This is a genomic window from Sphingomonas echinoides, assembly GCF_029623395.1.
GTDB classification, from domain to species: Bacteria; Pseudomonadota; Alphaproteobacteria; order Sphingomonadales; family Sphingomonadaceae; genus Sphingomonas; species Sphingomonas echinoides_A.
In genome coordinates, this window is record NZ_JAPYKK010000003.1 from 177,667 (window position 1) to 191,380 (window position 13,714).

Genomic DNA, 13,714 nt, shown 5'->3' on the forward strand with positions numbered 1-13,714 from the left:
TTGCGTTGGATGCCGGTTTCGCGCACGGAATAGCCGTATGGATGCTATCGACGTCAAGATCATCGCGGAACTGGGGTCGGAGTCGGGCTTGACCAGCGAAGATCTCGGCGCCCGCGTCGGCCTGTCGCCGTCCGCCGCGCATCGCAGGGTCAAGGCGCTCGAACAGCAAGGCATGATTCTGGGCTATCGTGCCCGTTTGTCCCCTGCGGCGCGGGGCAACCCGTCGACCGTTTTCGTATCGGTCACGCTGACCGATCAGCGGCAGGCGACGATGCTGGCGTTCGAGCAAGCGCTTTCCCGCACCGCACAGGTCAGCGAGGCGCATCTGATGAGTGGTGAATCGGATTATCTGCTCAAGGTTCTGGTGCGCGAGGACGACAGCTACGAACGCATCCATCGCGAGGTGCTTTCGGTGCTTCCCGGCGTCCACCGTCTGGTGACTCAGTTCACGATCCGCACGCTTGCGACCGAGGCGTAAGGGTGGTCCCGCTTGCGGACATCCTGGCGGGGCGGCGCGTTGCGGGGGGACGGGGCGCGTGCTATTGCGCCGCACCATCGAGGCGCTGGCAACCTGCGGTCGATCCGACCTACTTGTTTGAAATCGGCTTGAGATCCAGAATATTGTGAGAACTGTGGACGCATCCGCAACTGACCTGACGACCGTAGGCGACCCCGCCACGATCGAGCCGGAACATCGCAAGAATGGGCTGCTTCGCCTGGCCGTCGGCGCGGTCGGAGTCGTGTTCGGCGACATCGGCACGAGCCCGATCTACGCGTTTCGAGAAACCTTCGCCGGGCATCACCGCCTTGCCGTCGATGCGCTGCACATCATGGGCGTGGTCAGCCTGATCTTCTGGTCGATGATGATCGTGGTGACGTTCAAATACGTCGCGATCCTGATGCGGGCGGACAATAAGGGCGAGGGCGGCAGTCTTGCCTTGCTCGCGCTGGTCAACGGACGGACGACGACGCGGCGCTGGTCGCGCGGGATCATCCTGCTCGGCGTGTTCGCGACCGCCTTATTCTACGGCGACAGCATGATCACGCCGGCGGTGTCGGTACTGTCTGCGGTCGAGGGGCTCAAGGTCGCTGCGCCGGGCTTGTCGCAATTCGTGCTGCCGATCGCGATGGCGATCGTGATCGCACTGTTTTCGATCCAGCGGAGTGGCACTGCGCGCGTCAGCCTGTTCTTTGGACCCGTGATGATCGTGTATTTTGCGGTCATCGCCGCGCTCGGCGTGTTGAGCATCGTCGAGACGCCCCAAATCCTGTGGGCACTCTCGCCGCATTACGCGTTCGAGTTCTTCGCATCGGACCCGCTTCCGGCGTTTCTCGCACTGGGATCGGTCGTCTTGGCCGTGACGGGCGCAGAGGCGCTGTATTCCGACATGGGGCATTTCGGGCGCAACCCGATCCGCGTGTCGTGGCTGTGCATCGTCCTGCCCGCGCTGATGCTCAACTACATGGGGCAGGGCGCGTTGCTCTCGCGGATCGGCATGCCTGCACTCGAGAGTCCGTTCTACATGCTCGCGACCGAGCATTTCCGCCTCCCCCTGGTGTTGCTGTCGATCGCGGCCGCGGTGATCGCGTCGCAGGCGGTGATCTCCGGCGCGTTCTCGGTGACGCATCAGGCGATCCAGCTCGGCTTCATCCCGCGGCTCCGGATTGAGCACACCAGTGCCGCGACGGTCGGCCAGATCTATCTGCCGTTGATCAACTGGATCCTCGGCACGATGGTGCTGCTGCTGCTGGTGTTCTTCCGGACGTCGTCGAACCTGACGTCCGCGTACGGGATCGCCGTCACCGGTGCGATGCTGATCGATACGTGTCTGCTGTCGATCGTCTTGTTCCGCTTGTGGAACTGGTCCCGTCTGCTCGCCATCCCGCTGCTGGGGATCTTCTTCCTGGTCGACGGGGCCTATTTCACAGCGAACCTCACCAAGGTTTCCTCGGGCGGCTGGTTCCCGCTGCTCGTGGGGTTCTTCATCTTCGTGGTGCTGACGACCTGGTCGAAGGGGCGGCAGTTGATGATCGACCGGATGCGCGAATCGGCCATGCCGATCAAGGTGTTCATCCAGTCCGCAGCGACGTCGGCAACGCGCGTGCCGGGTACCGCGGTGTTCATGACCTCATCGCCCGAAGGCGTTCCGCATGCGCTGCTCCACAACCTCAAGCACAATAAGGTGCTGCACGAGCGGATCATCCTGCTCACGGTCAAGATCGCGGACGAACCGTACATTCCCGAAGGGCAGCGCTGCTCGATCGACGACCTGGGTCTCGGCTTCCACCGGATGATCCTGCGGTACGGCTTCGTCGAGGAGCCTGACGTGCCGAATGCGCTCGCCAACGTGCACCGCTGTGGCGCGGAGTTCCGCATGATCGACACCAGCTTCTTCCTGGCCCGCCAGACGTTGTTGCCGTCGTCGCGTCCGGGGATGATGATCTGGCGCGAGAAGCTGTTCGCGTGGATGCTGCGCAATGCGGAAAGCGCGATGGAGTTCTTCCGCTTGCCGACCAATCGCGTGGTCGAACTCGGCAGTCAGCTGGAGATTTGACCGTCGACGCCCCCCCTGGCGCCCCGATCATCGTGACGGCGCTGTTCGGCCCTGCGGACACCGCGTTCTTCGACGATCTGCGCCGCACGCACTTTCCGCCCGAGCGGAACCAGCTCGCCGCGCACCTCACCATGTTCCACCACCTCGCACCGAGCCTGGAGCGGGAGTTGAAGCAGCGCCTGACCGCCGAGACGCGCGGTGTCCCAGCGCCGGTCGCGCGGATCTCCGGGCTGCTGTCGCTGGGGCGCGGTGTGGCGTTCCGAATCGCCTGTCCTGAACTGGAAGAGATTCGGGCCAGCTTGGCCGAAGCGTTCGAGACGGTCCTGACGCCGCAGGATCGGGCGGGCTGGCGTCCGCACGTCACCATCCAGAACAAGGTCGAACCGGCTGTCGCGAAGACGCTAAAGACGACATTGGAGGCCGATTTCCGCCCGCGCGACGTCCGGATCGTCGGTCTGGCGAGCTGGTGGTATCGCGGCGGACCGTGGGAACCGCTGTCTCGTCACATATTTGCGTAAAAGGCGGTTGACCGCGCAACGGTCCCGCACCTATAGCGCCGCTTCTTCGATACGGCTTGGCGGAGTAGCTCAGCTGGTTAGAGCACGGGAATCATAATCCTGGGGTCGGGGGTTCAAGTCCCTCCTCCGCTACCAAATCGGTAGCGTCGCCGTATCGAAGTGCTAAGCGTGCGCTCCCAAACAGACATAGGGAGCTGGAACGTGTTCAGTCATATCATGGTCGGGTCGAACGATACCGACGCATCGCGCGCTTTCTACGACGCGACTTTGCAAGCGCTGGGCGGCAAGGCCGGGATGGTCGATCCGTCGGGTCGTGTCGTGTACATGCACGACGGCAGCCTGTTCATCGTTACCAAGCCGATCGACGGCGCTCCGGCGTGCCATGCCAATGGCGGGACGATCGGTTTCGCAGCCAATTCGCCAGAGGCGGCGGACGCCTGGCATGCCGCCGGGCTCGCCAGCGGCGGGACGGCGTGCGAAAATCCTCCCGGGGTCCGTGAAGGCTCGTTCGGCAAGCTGTATCTCGCATATCTGCGCGATCCTGCCGGCAACAAGCTGTGCGCGCTGTACCGGATGCCCGCCTGAACCCCGTAGCGCGCCGCTCAAGCCCTTGCTTGACGGCGCGCGCCACCCATGTTGTCAGCCGGCCCGCTACGCCCCTGAAGGCGGCGGGCCGACAGGACGAAAGTGATCATGACCACCTATACCACGCGCATGTTGATCCTCGGTTCGGGCCCGGCTGGGCTGTCCGCTGCCATTTATGGCGCGCGCGCCGGGATGAAGCCGATTCTCGTCCAAGGCATCCAGCCCGGCGGGCAGTTGATGACGACGACCGACGTCGAGAATTATCCCGGCTTTGCGGACGTCATCCAAGGCCCGTGGTTGATGGAGCAGATGCAGAAGCAGGCCGAGCATGTCGGTACGCAGTTGATGTACGATACCGTGGTCGAGGTCGACCTGACCCAGCGTCCGTTCCGCCTGATCGGTGACGGCGGCGACGTGTACGAGGGCGACGTGCTCGTCATCGCGACCGGCGCGCAAGCGAAGTGGCTCGGGCTCGACAGCGAGGACGCGCTGAAGGGCAAGGGCGTCAGCGCGTGCGCGACCTGTGACGGCTTCTTCTATCGCGGCAAGAAGGTCGCGGTGATCGGCGGCGGCAACACCGCGGTCGAGGAAGCGCTGTACCTGACCAATCATTCCCCCGACGTGACGTTGATCCATCGTCGCGATTCGCTTCGGGCCGAACGCATTCTCCAGGAGCGCCTGTTCGCGCACAAGGGCGTGACGGTCCTGTGGAACAAGGAAGTCGACCAGTTCGTCGACGGCGGCGGGACGGCCGGGCTCGTCGCGATCGACCTGATCGACACGGTCACTGGCGAGAAATCGCGGCTCGATACCGAAGGTGGCTTCGTGGCGATCGGTCATCACCCGGCGACCGAGCTGTTCCGCGGGCATCTCAAGCTGGACGAAGACCATTATATCTGGACCGAGACGGGGTCGACGCGAACGAACGTGCCCGGCGTGTTCGCGTGCGGCGACGTGATGGACAAGGTCTATCGGCAGGCGGTCACGGCGGCGGGGACGGGCTGCATGGCCGCGCTGGATGCCGAGCGGTTCCTGGCCGAGATGGAATTCGAACTGGCCGAGGCTGCCGAATAGCACCGCAACCGGTGGCTGGAACGCCGGTCAGTCGCGCAGGATCGCGGCGAGGATCTGGCGTTCCAGCCACGCCGCGTCCGCCCCGCCGGCAAAGCTGTGGCTGGCGGTGTCGCAGACGTGCACTGGCACATGATCCCGCGTGGCATGGTCGCATGCGTCCCAAGCGTCTTGAAATGCGATGGCCGTGGCATCGTGCCGGGCGAGCAGGATCGTGGTTGCCGCCGCATTTCTGTTGATCGCCTCGATGCATTGGACGCCAAGGCTGTCGGGTAGGTGTGGGCGCGTTTGAACCAGCTTTCGCAAGCCGCGAGAAAGCTTGACGAGATTCACGCCACCGCGGGCGAGGCGGAGCCATTCGCGTGAGTCGCGCAGTTTGGTGCGGTACCGTGCCCGGATCGCGGCTGCGGGCGGTAACGTATCGGTTTGTTCGATGACCCATGGATTGGCGAGGATCAGGCGATCCACGCCGGCGTCGGCGCCATACAGCGCCAGCGCCGTTGCGGCATCGCAATTCCCGAACGCGATCAGTCGATCGATCCGGGCGACCTCGCGAAACCATGTCGCCGCAGCCGCAATGTCCGGTCCGGAGGAACGAGAGCCGCGATTCTCTCCGGTCGAATCACCAATCCCGCGCCGATCGAACCGGAACACCGGGATCCCCTGAAGCGCCAGCCGCTGGGCAAGGAGCGCCATGCCGCGATGGGCGCCGATCCGTATTTCGTTTCCGCCGGAGACGATCAGCAGGCCGGTCGTGCCGTGCGAACCGTCCAGCGTTCCGAACAGTGTTTCCCCCGCACAAGGAAATGCGGTTACCGTTCGCATGCGGCGATCCACGCGACGATGTCGCTGGCGAGCAGCGCTGCGAGTGTCGGGTCGTTGCCGGGTTCGGCGCGCCGCCATAGCGCTGATCCTTCGACCATTTGGTCAGCCGGTTGGAAAGCGTGGCTCAACCGGACGATACGCTGCGGAAGGTCACCGTCGCCGTCTGCACGCTCCGCCCGAAGGCTTTCGAGAAGACGCGCCGGAATCCGGTTCCCCGCGATCTCGACCAGCGGCGGCGTGCCGACATCCTGTTTGCCGGACGCTCCGGGACCGAGCCGATCCGACGTGCGCCTGATCCGATCGAGCACCTGAACGAGGTTGTCACCGCTCTGCGGCGCAAACAGCCAGCGTCCGGCTTTTGCAAGGTCCTGATCGAGCAATGCCCCGCTTCGCAGCGCAACCGAATAGGGCAGGTTGCGGTCCGACCTGCCGAGCGCTGCGCCCGCCGCCGCCATAGCCGAGCGCATATTCGCGAGTGTACACGACCGCAGATCCGTCAGGCTTTCGCCTTGCCCGGGTACGTCGGGCAGAACGCTCGCGACGCCGGCGTCGGCCAGCGCGCGGCAGAGCGTGACGGCAAACGCGCGTAGGCGGTTGGCTTCCTCGAACAAGGGCAGGGTGACGATCGCCAATGGTCCTTCGGAAGGACCGAAACGCAGCATCAGCTCTTTGCCGCCGCGCCAGACGTACTGGTCGATCACCCCGCCGTCATCGCGGCGCGTGCGCCGATGCGAAGCGGACGAGCGCGCCGAAACTCTCGAGCATTTCCCCGTCGACTTCGTCGTCTTCGATCAGAATGCCGAGCCGTTCCTCGATTTCGGTCAGCAACCCTGCCACCGCCATCGAATCGAGTTCGGGAAGCGCGCCGAAGAGCGGCGTATCGTCCTGAAACGCCGCGACCCGTGCCTCGCTGAGGCCGAGCACGTCGCGCAGGCAGGCGCGGATGGTTGTGTCGATCTCGCCATGGTTTTCAGGGAGCACGGAACGCCTCGATTGGATCTGGTTACGGAGGGTTGCGATAGAGAATGCGCGGCGCGCTGCCAAGGGCACTGCGCGCAGGGCCTTCACAGCCGAGCACGGCGGGCTATCAGAGGGCATGATCCCGCTCGATCCCACGCCGCATCCGATCGATACGTTACCGTCGCGCGGAAACGCATCGGATATCGCCCTGCTCGATCAGGACGGATCGGTGACCTTCGCGGATCTGGAGCGGATGACCGGTCAGATTGCGGCTCGGCTTGCCGCATTGGGCCTGCCGCCCGGCTCGCGGATCACAAGCTGGTTGCCCAAGACGCGGCTTGCGTGTGTGCTGCCCCTCGCCGTTCCGCGCGCAGGGTTGGTGCACGTCCCGATCAATCCCATGCTCAAACGCGCGCAGGTTGCGCATATCGTCGCGGACAGCGGTGCGGGGATGCTCGTGACCCAACCCGGACGACGCGAAACGCTCGAAGCGGGAGATATTGGCGGATCTTGCACGCTTGTCCTCGAAGCAGATCTGAGCTTCGAGGGGGCAGTTTTGCCACCCTCGACCGCCGATACCGACACCCTGGCCGCGATCCTGTACACGTCCGGATCGACCGGGCGGCCCAAGGGGGTCATGGTGACCCACGCCAATCTGTGGCTCGGCGCGATCAGTGTCGCGCGATATCTCGCGATCGAACCGAGCGACCGGGTGCTGGGCGTATTGCCGTTGAGCTTCGATTACGGCCAGAACCAACTGTTTTCGACCTGGGCAGCCGGCGCGCGTTATGCCCCGCTCGAGTATCTGACGGCGCGCGATGTGGTGAAGGGGGTCGCCAGGACCGGGGCGACCACCTTGGCCGGCGTGCCGCCGCTGTGGGTTCAGCTGCTTGAGACCGCGTGGCCGGAAGATGTTGCAAGGCAATTGAAACGCTTGACGAATTCTGGCGGTGCCTTGACCTTGCCGATGATTGCGGGGCTCCGCGATCGGTTTCCCGAGGCGCAGATCTTTCCGATGTATGGCCTGACGGAAGCGTTCCGCTCCACCTATCTGCCGCCGGATCTCGTCGCGGATCATCCGGAGTCGATCGGCCGGGCCATTCCCTTCGCCGAAGTGCTCGTCGTGCGCGCGGACGGATCGCGGGCGGATGCGGGGGAGGCCGGGGAACTGGTGCATGCCGGTCCGTTGGTCGCGAAAGGGTATTGGCAGGATGCCGAGCGGACCGCGCAACGCTTCCGCCCCGCACCGGCATGGGCGCGCGAAAGCGGGATGGCGGTGTGGTCGGGCGACACCGTGGTGGCGGACGCCGAGGGCCTGTTGCGGTTCGTCGGCCGCGACGACGAGATGATCAAGAGCGCCGGGAACCGCATCAGCCCGACCGAGATCGAGGACGCGGTCCTTTCCGGTGGAGAAACGCGCGAGGCGGTCGCGATCGGCGTGGCCGATCCCCGGCTGGGGCAAGCGATCGTCGTGGTCGCGCGCGGGGACGGCACGCGCGAAGCCGAATTGCGCGCGCGATTGCGCCGCGAACTGCCGAGTTTCCAGCAACCGCAACGCTATGTCTGGCGGGCGGACTTGCCGCGCAACGCGAACGGAAAGCTCGATCGGTCAGCGTTGAAAGCGGAGATCACGGCATGAAACCGATGGGCGCCATTCCGGCAGATTTCGGGATGACCACGCCGCTGCAAATTGCGGGGCAGACCGCCGCCGAATGGGTCGCAAACGCCGGCGATACGCCGCTGTTCGTCTACGATTTCACGGTGATTGCCGCCCGAATAGCGCGTTTTCGCAGCGCAATGCCGACAGGTGTCGATCTGCATTATGCGATCAAGGCGAACCCGTTCGCGCCGCTGCTGGCGGCCATCGCACCGCTCGTCAATGGCTTCGACATCGCCTCGGCCGGGGAGATGGATATGGCGTTGCCGCACAAGCTGGCGACGGCGATCAGTTTCGCGGGGCCCGGGAAACGCGACGACGCGCTGACGGCGGCAATCTCCGCCGGTGTCACGATCAACGTTGAGTCGGCAAACGAAGCCGCGCGCGCGCTCGACATTGCGGAGCGGGTCGGCGTGACCCCGCGGCTCGCGGTCCGGGTCAACCCGGATATCGAATTGCGCGGGTCGGGGATGCGGATGGGCGGGCGCGCCTCGCCGTTCGGGATCGATGCGGACGAAGCGGCGGCGGTTGCGCGTACGATCCTCGCCGCCGGGGCGGACTGGCGCGGGTGGCATATCTTTGCGGGATCGCAAGCGCTCGATCCCGCGGCGATCATCGAGACGCAGGCAGCAACGCTGGAACTCGCGGATCGGCTCAGCGAGGCGGCGGGCGCGCAGCCGCCGCTCGTCAACCTCGGCGGGGGTTTCGGCATTCCGTACTTTCCGGGCGAGCAGCCGGTCGACATCGAGGCGATCGGCGCGGCGCTCGGCGACCGGTTGAGCGAGCGTGACCGGACCGGCACCCGCCATGCGATCGAGCTCGGGCGCTGGCTGGTCGGAGAGGCGGGGGTGTATCTGACGCGGATCATCGATCGCAAGCACAGCCGGGGGGAAACCTTCCTCGTGGTCGATGGCGGCCTGCACCACCAACTCGCCGCTACCGGGAACCTCGGCACGGTGGTTCGGCGCAACTATCCCGTGGCGATCGCTTCGGGGGCGGGCGGTGCGACGGAAACGGTCAGCGTCGTCGGACCGCTGTGCACGCCGTTGGACCGCTTGGCCGACCGGGTTTTGCTGCCGGAGGGACGGGTCGGCGACCTGGTCGCGGTGTTCATGGCCGGGGCGTATGGGCTCACTGCCAGTCCGACGGCGTTCCTTGGCCATGCGCCGCCGCGGGAACTGCTCGTGGGGGCTCCTGTCGAGCCCTAACGCTATCTTCACCCCTTCCGGGTCATAGCGACACCATCACCGCGCGCGCGCCGCAGGACGTCAGACAAGACGCCACGGTCGCTGTGCCCGGCAGGAGGTGTTTATGGTGCGCGTTTCCCGGAGTATCGCAGGTATCGTGCTGGCGAGCGTCGTGGCGACGACGATGGGGGGGTGCGCGGGCGCGGATCGCCCGGTGCTGCCGCAAGCTGCGTTCGTCGCCGCGCAGGACAAGCCGAGCGAAGAATATATCATCGGTCCGCTCGACCAGCTCAATATCTTCGTCTGGCGCAATCCCGAGCTGTCGACGAAAGTCCAGGTCCGCCCCGACGGCCGGATCACCACGCCGCTGATCAGCGACATGCCCGCAGTCGGCAAGACGCCGCGGATGCTTGCGGACGACATGAAGATCTCGCTCGGCGAATACATCAAGGACCCGATCGTATCGGTGATCGTCGAGAATTTCTCGGGGACGTTCAGCCAGCAGATCCGGATCGTGGGGGCGACCGAGAAGCCCGCGTCGATCCCGTATCGCGCCAACATGACGCTGCTCGACGCGATGATCGCGGTCGGCGGGCTCAACCAATATGCCGCGGGCAATCGCGCCCGGCTGGTCCGCTACGATCGGACGAGCGGCAAGCAGGCGGAATATGCGCTGAAACTGTCGAGCTTGCTTAAGGACGGTGACAGCCGGGCCAACGTTCGGCTCGAACCCGGCGACGTCATCATCATCCCCGAAAGCATGTTCTGAGGGCGCGGCGGCAATGAGCGGGTTGTTTAACGAATTGCGCCTCGTGGCGTATGCGATCTGGATGCGGCGGTGGATCGCGCTGGCGATCGCCTGGGGTGTCGCGCTGCTGGGGTGGCTGGTGGTTGCGCAAATCCCCAACGTCTACGAATCCCGCGCACGCGTGTTCGTCCAGCTTCAGACGGTGCTCCCGTCCGCGGTCGGGATTACGGTCGCCGACCAGCAGAAGGACGTTGATACGATCCGCCAGACGCTGACGTCCGCGACGAGCCTCGAAAAAGTCGTACGAGGAACCGATCTCGCGGCGACGGTGCGAACCGATCGGGATCTCGCCGAGCGCGTCGCCGGTCTGCAGAAGGCGATCAGAATCACCGCGCAACAGGACAATCTGTTCGAGATCGTCGCGAGCGGGTCACGCCCGAAGGTGACGCAGCAGGTCGTGCAGAAGCTGATCGACCTGTTCGTCGAACAGAATCTGTCGGGCGACCGCGACGAGACCAGCCAGAGCCTGACCTTCCTCGACGCGCAACTGGCCGAGCGGCAGAAGCAGTTGGCGGACGCGGACGCCAAGCGCACCGACTTCCAGAACCGCTACCTGGGGAGCTTGCCGGGAACGGGGACGCTGACCGACCGGATGGCCTCCGCGCGATCGTCGATGGCGCAGGTCGAGAGCGACCTCGCCGCGGCGCAATCGGGGCTGGCAGCGGTCAACGGGCAGATGGCGGGGACGCCGTCCAATATCGCGGGCGCTGCGGGTGCCGTCAGCATGGGACCGGCCCGCGCCCGGTTGAACGCGATCCAGGGGCAATTGGCGGACGCCCGCGCGCGCGGCTATACCGAGGCGCATCCCGATGTCGTCGCGCTGCGCAATCAGCTTGCGGCCGCGCAGGCTGCGGCGAAGGCCGAGCCGCTGATCGTCGGGGGCGGGGCAGGGTCTTCGTCCAATCCGGCCTATCTGTCGATGCGTTCGATCCAGGCCGAGAAACAGGCGCAAGTTGCGTCGCTCAACGCACGCCGGGCGCAATTGCAGGCAGATCTGGACCGGATCACCGCGAAACTGTCGGGCGATCCGGCGGTCGCGGCGGAGCAGTCGCAGATCGAGAACGATTATCAGGTCCTGAAGGACTCCTACTCCAAGCTGCTTTCCGACCGCGAGACCATCAACCTGCGCGGGCAAGCGCAGACGCAGACCGACTCGATCAAGTTCAGCGTGATCGATCCCCCGTCGGCGCCGCGCGTTCCCGCGACCCCCAACCGGCCATTGCTGCTGACTGGGGTTCTGGTCCTCGCGATTGGCGCAGGCGTCGCGGGAGCGTTTGCGCTGGCGCAGCTCAAGACGACCTTTCCCACGGTCGCGCGGTTGGAAAAGGCGACCGGCATGCCCGTCATCGGCGGGATCGGGGAAATGCGCGGGCCCGCGCAAACGGCGACGCGGCGGCGCATGCTGCTCTATTACGGCGGCGCATTCGCCGGATTGGGCGTGGCGTATGTCGGGCTGCTCGGTGTCGAAATGATCCAGCGAGGATTGGCAGCATGAGTGACCCCTTCGCGCGCACATCGCCCGCGTCGCTGCTCGAGCGCGCAGCGGCGGTCTATGACTTCGAGGCGCATCTGCGGAGACGGGACGAAGCGACCGACCCGGTCGTTCGGGGGGTGCCGGACGAAGCGCCGGAGGGTGACCCCATCGTCGCTCCGGTACCGGAGACTCCCGCGCCACCGGCACCGCACGCCCTCGTTTCAGGCGTCTGCGCGCACGTCGATCGGGCGTTGCTCGCCGAGCGGCACATGCTGGTGCCCGGCGCGGCGGTCGGTGCGCTGGCCGAGGAATTCCGGCTGGTGAAGCGGCACCTGTTGATGACGGCGCGGTCGCTGCGGCCGCACGACGACGTTGCCGCGCGCACCTTCCTGGTCACGTCGGCCAATCCGGATGACGGCAAGACCTATTGCGCGCTGAACCTCGCCATCTCGCTGGCGGCCGAACGCGATGTCGAGGTTCTTCTCATCGACGCGGATTTTGCGAAGCCGGACGTGATGTCCCGGATCGGGCTGCGCGAGGGACCGGGGTTGCTGGATGCGCTGGCGGATCCGTCGATCGCGCTGGAATCCTGCGTCATCCGGACGGATATCCCGCAGTTGAGCGTGCTGCCGTGCGGAACCAAGACGACCATGGATACCGAACTGGTCGCCAGCGCGCGGACCGGAGAGGTCATCGCGCAATTGCTCGCGGCGGATCCACGCCGGATCCTGCTGTTCGATTCACCGCCGGTGCTCGCCGCTTCTCCAGGCGCGGTGCTTGCGAGCCATGTCGGTCAGGCGATCGTCGTGGTGCGGGCGGATCGCACCGGCGAAAGCGATCTGCGCGAAGCCGTCGCGCTGCTCGACGGATGCGAGCACCTGCAGCTTCTGCTCAACGCGGTCGCTTATGCGCCGGGCGGACGGCGGTACGGCAGCTATTACGAACGGCAGGATGGCACGCAGTGACGCCCTGCCGCCGTTTGTGGGTTCTCGGGGTGTCGGCGCTCGTCGCTTCCCCCGGGGAGTCCGCGGAGCGCCAGAAATCGATCGCGCCGTATATCGAGATCGGTCAGGTCGTGACGGCGGATCTGACCAACGATGACGTACTGACCTATTCGACTCTCGCCGCCGGCGTCGAGGCATCGTTGCAGACACGACGGACGCAGGCGCAGGTCAGCTATCGGTATGAGCGGCGGATCTCGTACAGCAAGCGCGTTGGCGACACCGACGTGCATAGCGGCCTCGCGCGCGCAGCGATCGGCGTTGCGCCGGGAGTCCGGATCGAAGGCGGGGCGATCGCCACGCGCGCGCGTTCCGACATAAGGGGGGGCGCGCCGGTCAATCTCGTCGGAAATGTCGACAATATCGCGCAGGTCTATTCGGCCTATGTCGGCCCGAGCCTGACCAAGACCGTCGGTCCGGTCGGGATCGCCGCGCGCTATCAATACGGCTACACCAAGACGGAAGCCCCAGGTCGGGTCGCGCTTCCTGCCGGAAGCCAGCCGCTGGACGTGTTCGATAGCGCGCAAAGCCATGTCGTCACCGCCAGCGCCGGGGTTCGGCCGGGGCGGGTGCTTCCGGTCGGCGTCACCGTTTCCGGCGCGTATGAGAACGACACCGCGTCGCAGCTCGACCAGCGGTACGAATCCGGGGTCGTCCGCGCGGAGGCGATCCTGCCGGTGGCGTCGACCCTCGCGGTCACCGCCGGGGCGGGGTATGAGAAGATCACCGTCATGCAGAAGGACCCGCTGCGCGATGCGGCTGGCGCACCGGTGGTGGATGCGCGGGGCAGGTTCGCGACCGATCCCGCAACCCCGCCGCGGATCGCCTATCAAACCGACGGGCTGATCTATGACGGGGGGATCATCTGGCGGCCAGGGCCGCGCACGTCGCTGCAGGCGCGGATCGGGCAGCGCTATGGCGGGATGACCTATAGCGGAACGCTGACCTACGCCGCGTCGCGCGCGATCGGCATGCAGATCGTGGTCTACGACAGTGTCGATACCTTTGCGCGGCAGTTGCGGCAGAGCTTGTCCGGCTTGCCGACGAGCTTCGTCGATCAGCGCGATGCCTTC

At 65.8% G+C, this 13,714-nt stretch carries 14 protein-coding genes and 1 tRNA gene; 12 read left to right on the forward strand and 3 right to left on the reverse strand.

Features of this window, described 5'->3' with window-relative positions; all coding sequences use genetic code 11:
* Nucleotides 1–37: 37 nt before the first annotated feature.
* The 6 genes from QBJ92_RS03565 to trxB all read left to right on the forward strand — a co-directional run bounded on the left by QBJ92_RS03565 (nt 38) and on the right by trxB (nt 4,732).
* Nucleotides 38–478, forward strand: coding sequence for an Lrp/AsnC family transcriptional regulator (locus QBJ92_RS03565; RefSeq protein ID WP_277968306.1), 441 nt, complete (start codon nt 38–40; stop codon nt 476–478).
* 175 nt (nt 479–653) lie between these two features.
* Entirely contained in the window at nt 654–2,555 is a 1,902-nt protein-coding gene (locus QBJ92_RS03570; protein WP_277968327.1) for a potassium transporter Kup, read from the forward strand.
* Entirely contained in the window at nt 2,552–3,073 is a 522-nt protein-coding gene (locus tag QBJ92_RS03575; RefSeq protein ID WP_277968307.1) for a 2'-5' RNA ligase family protein, read from the forward strand. Before QBJ92_RS03570 ends, QBJ92_RS03575 begins: the two co-directional genes overlap by 4 nt.
* 58 nt (nt 3,074–3,131) lie before the next feature.
* Nucleotides 3,132–3,208 (forward strand) — tRNA-Met (locus QBJ92_RS03580).
* 66 nt (nt 3,209–3,274) lie between these two features.
* Nucleotides 3,275–3,658 carry a VOC family protein gene (locus QBJ92_RS03585; RefSeq protein WP_277968308.1) on the forward strand — a complete coding sequence of 128 codons (384 nt, stop codon included), beginning with the start codon at nt 3,275–3,277 and terminating at the stop codon, nt 3,656–3,658.
* 108 nt (nt 3,659–3,766) lie between these two features.
* A complete protein-coding gene (gene trxB, locus QBJ92_RS03590; protein ID WP_277968309.1) occupies nt 3,767–4,732 on the forward strand; it encodes a thioredoxin-disulfide reductase in 966 nt (321 codons plus the stop codon).
* A gap of 27 nt (nt 4,733–4,759) precedes the next feature.
* On the opposite strand, the gene QBJ92_RS03595 is transcribed toward trxB, so the two are convergent.
* The 3 genes from QBJ92_RS03595 to QBJ92_RS03605 are packed head-to-tail and all read right to left on the reverse strand — an operon-like array spanning nt 4,760 to nt 6,535.
* Nucleotides 4,760–5,554: a hydrolase 1, exosortase A system-associated gene (locus QBJ92_RS03595; protein ID WP_277968310.1), complete on the reverse strand. Its 795-nt coding sequence runs from the start codon at nt 5,552–5,554 to the stop codon at nt 4,760–4,762.
* A complete protein-coding gene (locus tag QBJ92_RS03600) occupies nt 5,542–6,255 on the reverse strand; it encodes a hypothetical protein (protein WP_277968311.1) in 714 nt (237 codons plus the stop codon). Before QBJ92_RS03600 ends, QBJ92_RS03595 begins: the two co-directional genes overlap by 13 nt.
* Nucleotides 6,256–6,262: 7 nt before the next feature.
* Nucleotides 6,263–6,535: an acyl carrier protein gene (locus QBJ92_RS03605; protein ID WP_277968312.1), complete on the reverse strand. Its 273-nt coding sequence runs from the start codon at nt 6,533–6,535 to the stop codon at nt 6,263–6,265.
* A 115-nt stretch (nt 6,536–6,650) separates the two neighbouring features.
* Between QBJ92_RS03605 and QBJ92_RS03610 the strand changes: the two genes are divergently transcribed.
* The 6 genes from QBJ92_RS03610 to QBJ92_RS03635 form a co-directional block, all read left to right on the forward strand.
* Nucleotides 6,651–8,153 (forward strand): AMP-binding protein, encoded by a 1,503-nt coding sequence (locus QBJ92_RS03610; protein WP_277968313.1) that lies wholly within the window; start codon nt 6,651–6,653, stop codon nt 8,151–8,153.
* A complete protein-coding gene (locus QBJ92_RS03615; RefSeq protein WP_277968314.1) occupies nt 8,150–9,379 on the forward strand; it encodes a pyridoxal-dependent decarboxylase, exosortase A system-associated in 1,230 nt (409 codons plus the stop codon). The genes QBJ92_RS03610 and QBJ92_RS03615 overlap by 4 nt, the downstream gene beginning before the upstream one ends.
* Before the next feature lie 103 nt (nt 9,380–9,482).
* Entirely contained in the window at nt 9,483–10,127 is a 645-nt protein-coding gene (locus tag QBJ92_RS03620) for an XrtA/PEP-CTERM system exopolysaccharide export protein (protein ID WP_277968315.1), read from the forward strand.
* Nucleotides 10,128–10,140: 13 nt separating this feature from the next.
* On the forward strand, nt 10,141–11,661 hold the full coding sequence (locus tag QBJ92_RS03625; protein ID WP_277968316.1) for an XrtA system polysaccharide chain length determinant: 1,521 nt from the start codon (nt 10,141–10,143) through the stop codon (nt 11,659–11,661).
* On the forward strand, nt 11,658–12,605 hold the full coding sequence (locus QBJ92_RS03630) for an exopolysaccharide biosynthesis protein (protein WP_277968317.1): 948 nt from the start codon (nt 11,658–11,660) through the stop codon (nt 12,603–12,605). The genes QBJ92_RS03625 and QBJ92_RS03630 overlap by 4 nt, the downstream gene beginning before the upstream one ends.
* Nucleotides 12,602–13,714 (forward strand): hypothetical protein (locus QBJ92_RS03635; RefSeq protein ID WP_277968318.1); only part of this gene is annotated, 1,113 nt, incomplete at its 3' end. The genes QBJ92_RS03630 and QBJ92_RS03635, both read left to right, overlap by 4 nt.

What these genes read in the sequence shown, in the direction of transcription:
- QBJ92_RS03565 (WP_277968306.1), top strand. Translation starts at nt 38, where the DNA reads ATGGATGCTATCGACGTCAAGATCATCGCGGAACTGGGGTCGGAGTCG.
- trxB (WP_277968309.1), top strand. Translation starts at nt 3,767, where the DNA reads ATGACCACCTATACCACGCGCATGTTGATCCTCGGTTCGGGCCCGGCT.
- QBJ92_RS03595 (WP_277968310.1), bottom strand. Translation starts at nt 5,554, where the DNA reads ATGCGAACGGTAACCGCATTTCCTTGTGCGGGGGAAACACTGTTCGGA.
- QBJ92_RS03610 (WP_277968313.1), top strand. Translation starts at nt 6,651, where the DNA reads ATGATCCCGCTCGATCCCACGCCGCATCCGATCGATACGTTACCGTCG.
- QBJ92_RS03615 (WP_277968314.1), top strand. Translation starts at nt 8,150, where the DNA reads ATGAAACCGATGGGCGCCATTCCGGCAGATTTCGGGATGACCACGCCG.
- QBJ92_RS03620 (WP_277968315.1), top strand. Translation starts at nt 9,483, where the DNA reads ATGGTGCGCGTTTCCCGGAGTATCGCAGGTATCGTGCTGGCGAGCGTC.
- QBJ92_RS03625 (WP_277968316.1), top strand. Translation starts at nt 10,141, where the DNA reads ATGAGCGGGTTGTTTAACGAATTGCGCCTCGTGGCGTATGCGATCTGG.
- QBJ92_RS03630 (WP_277968317.1), top strand. Translation starts at nt 11,658, where the DNA reads ATGAGTGACCCCTTCGCGCGCACATCGCCCGCGTCGCTGCTCGAGCGC.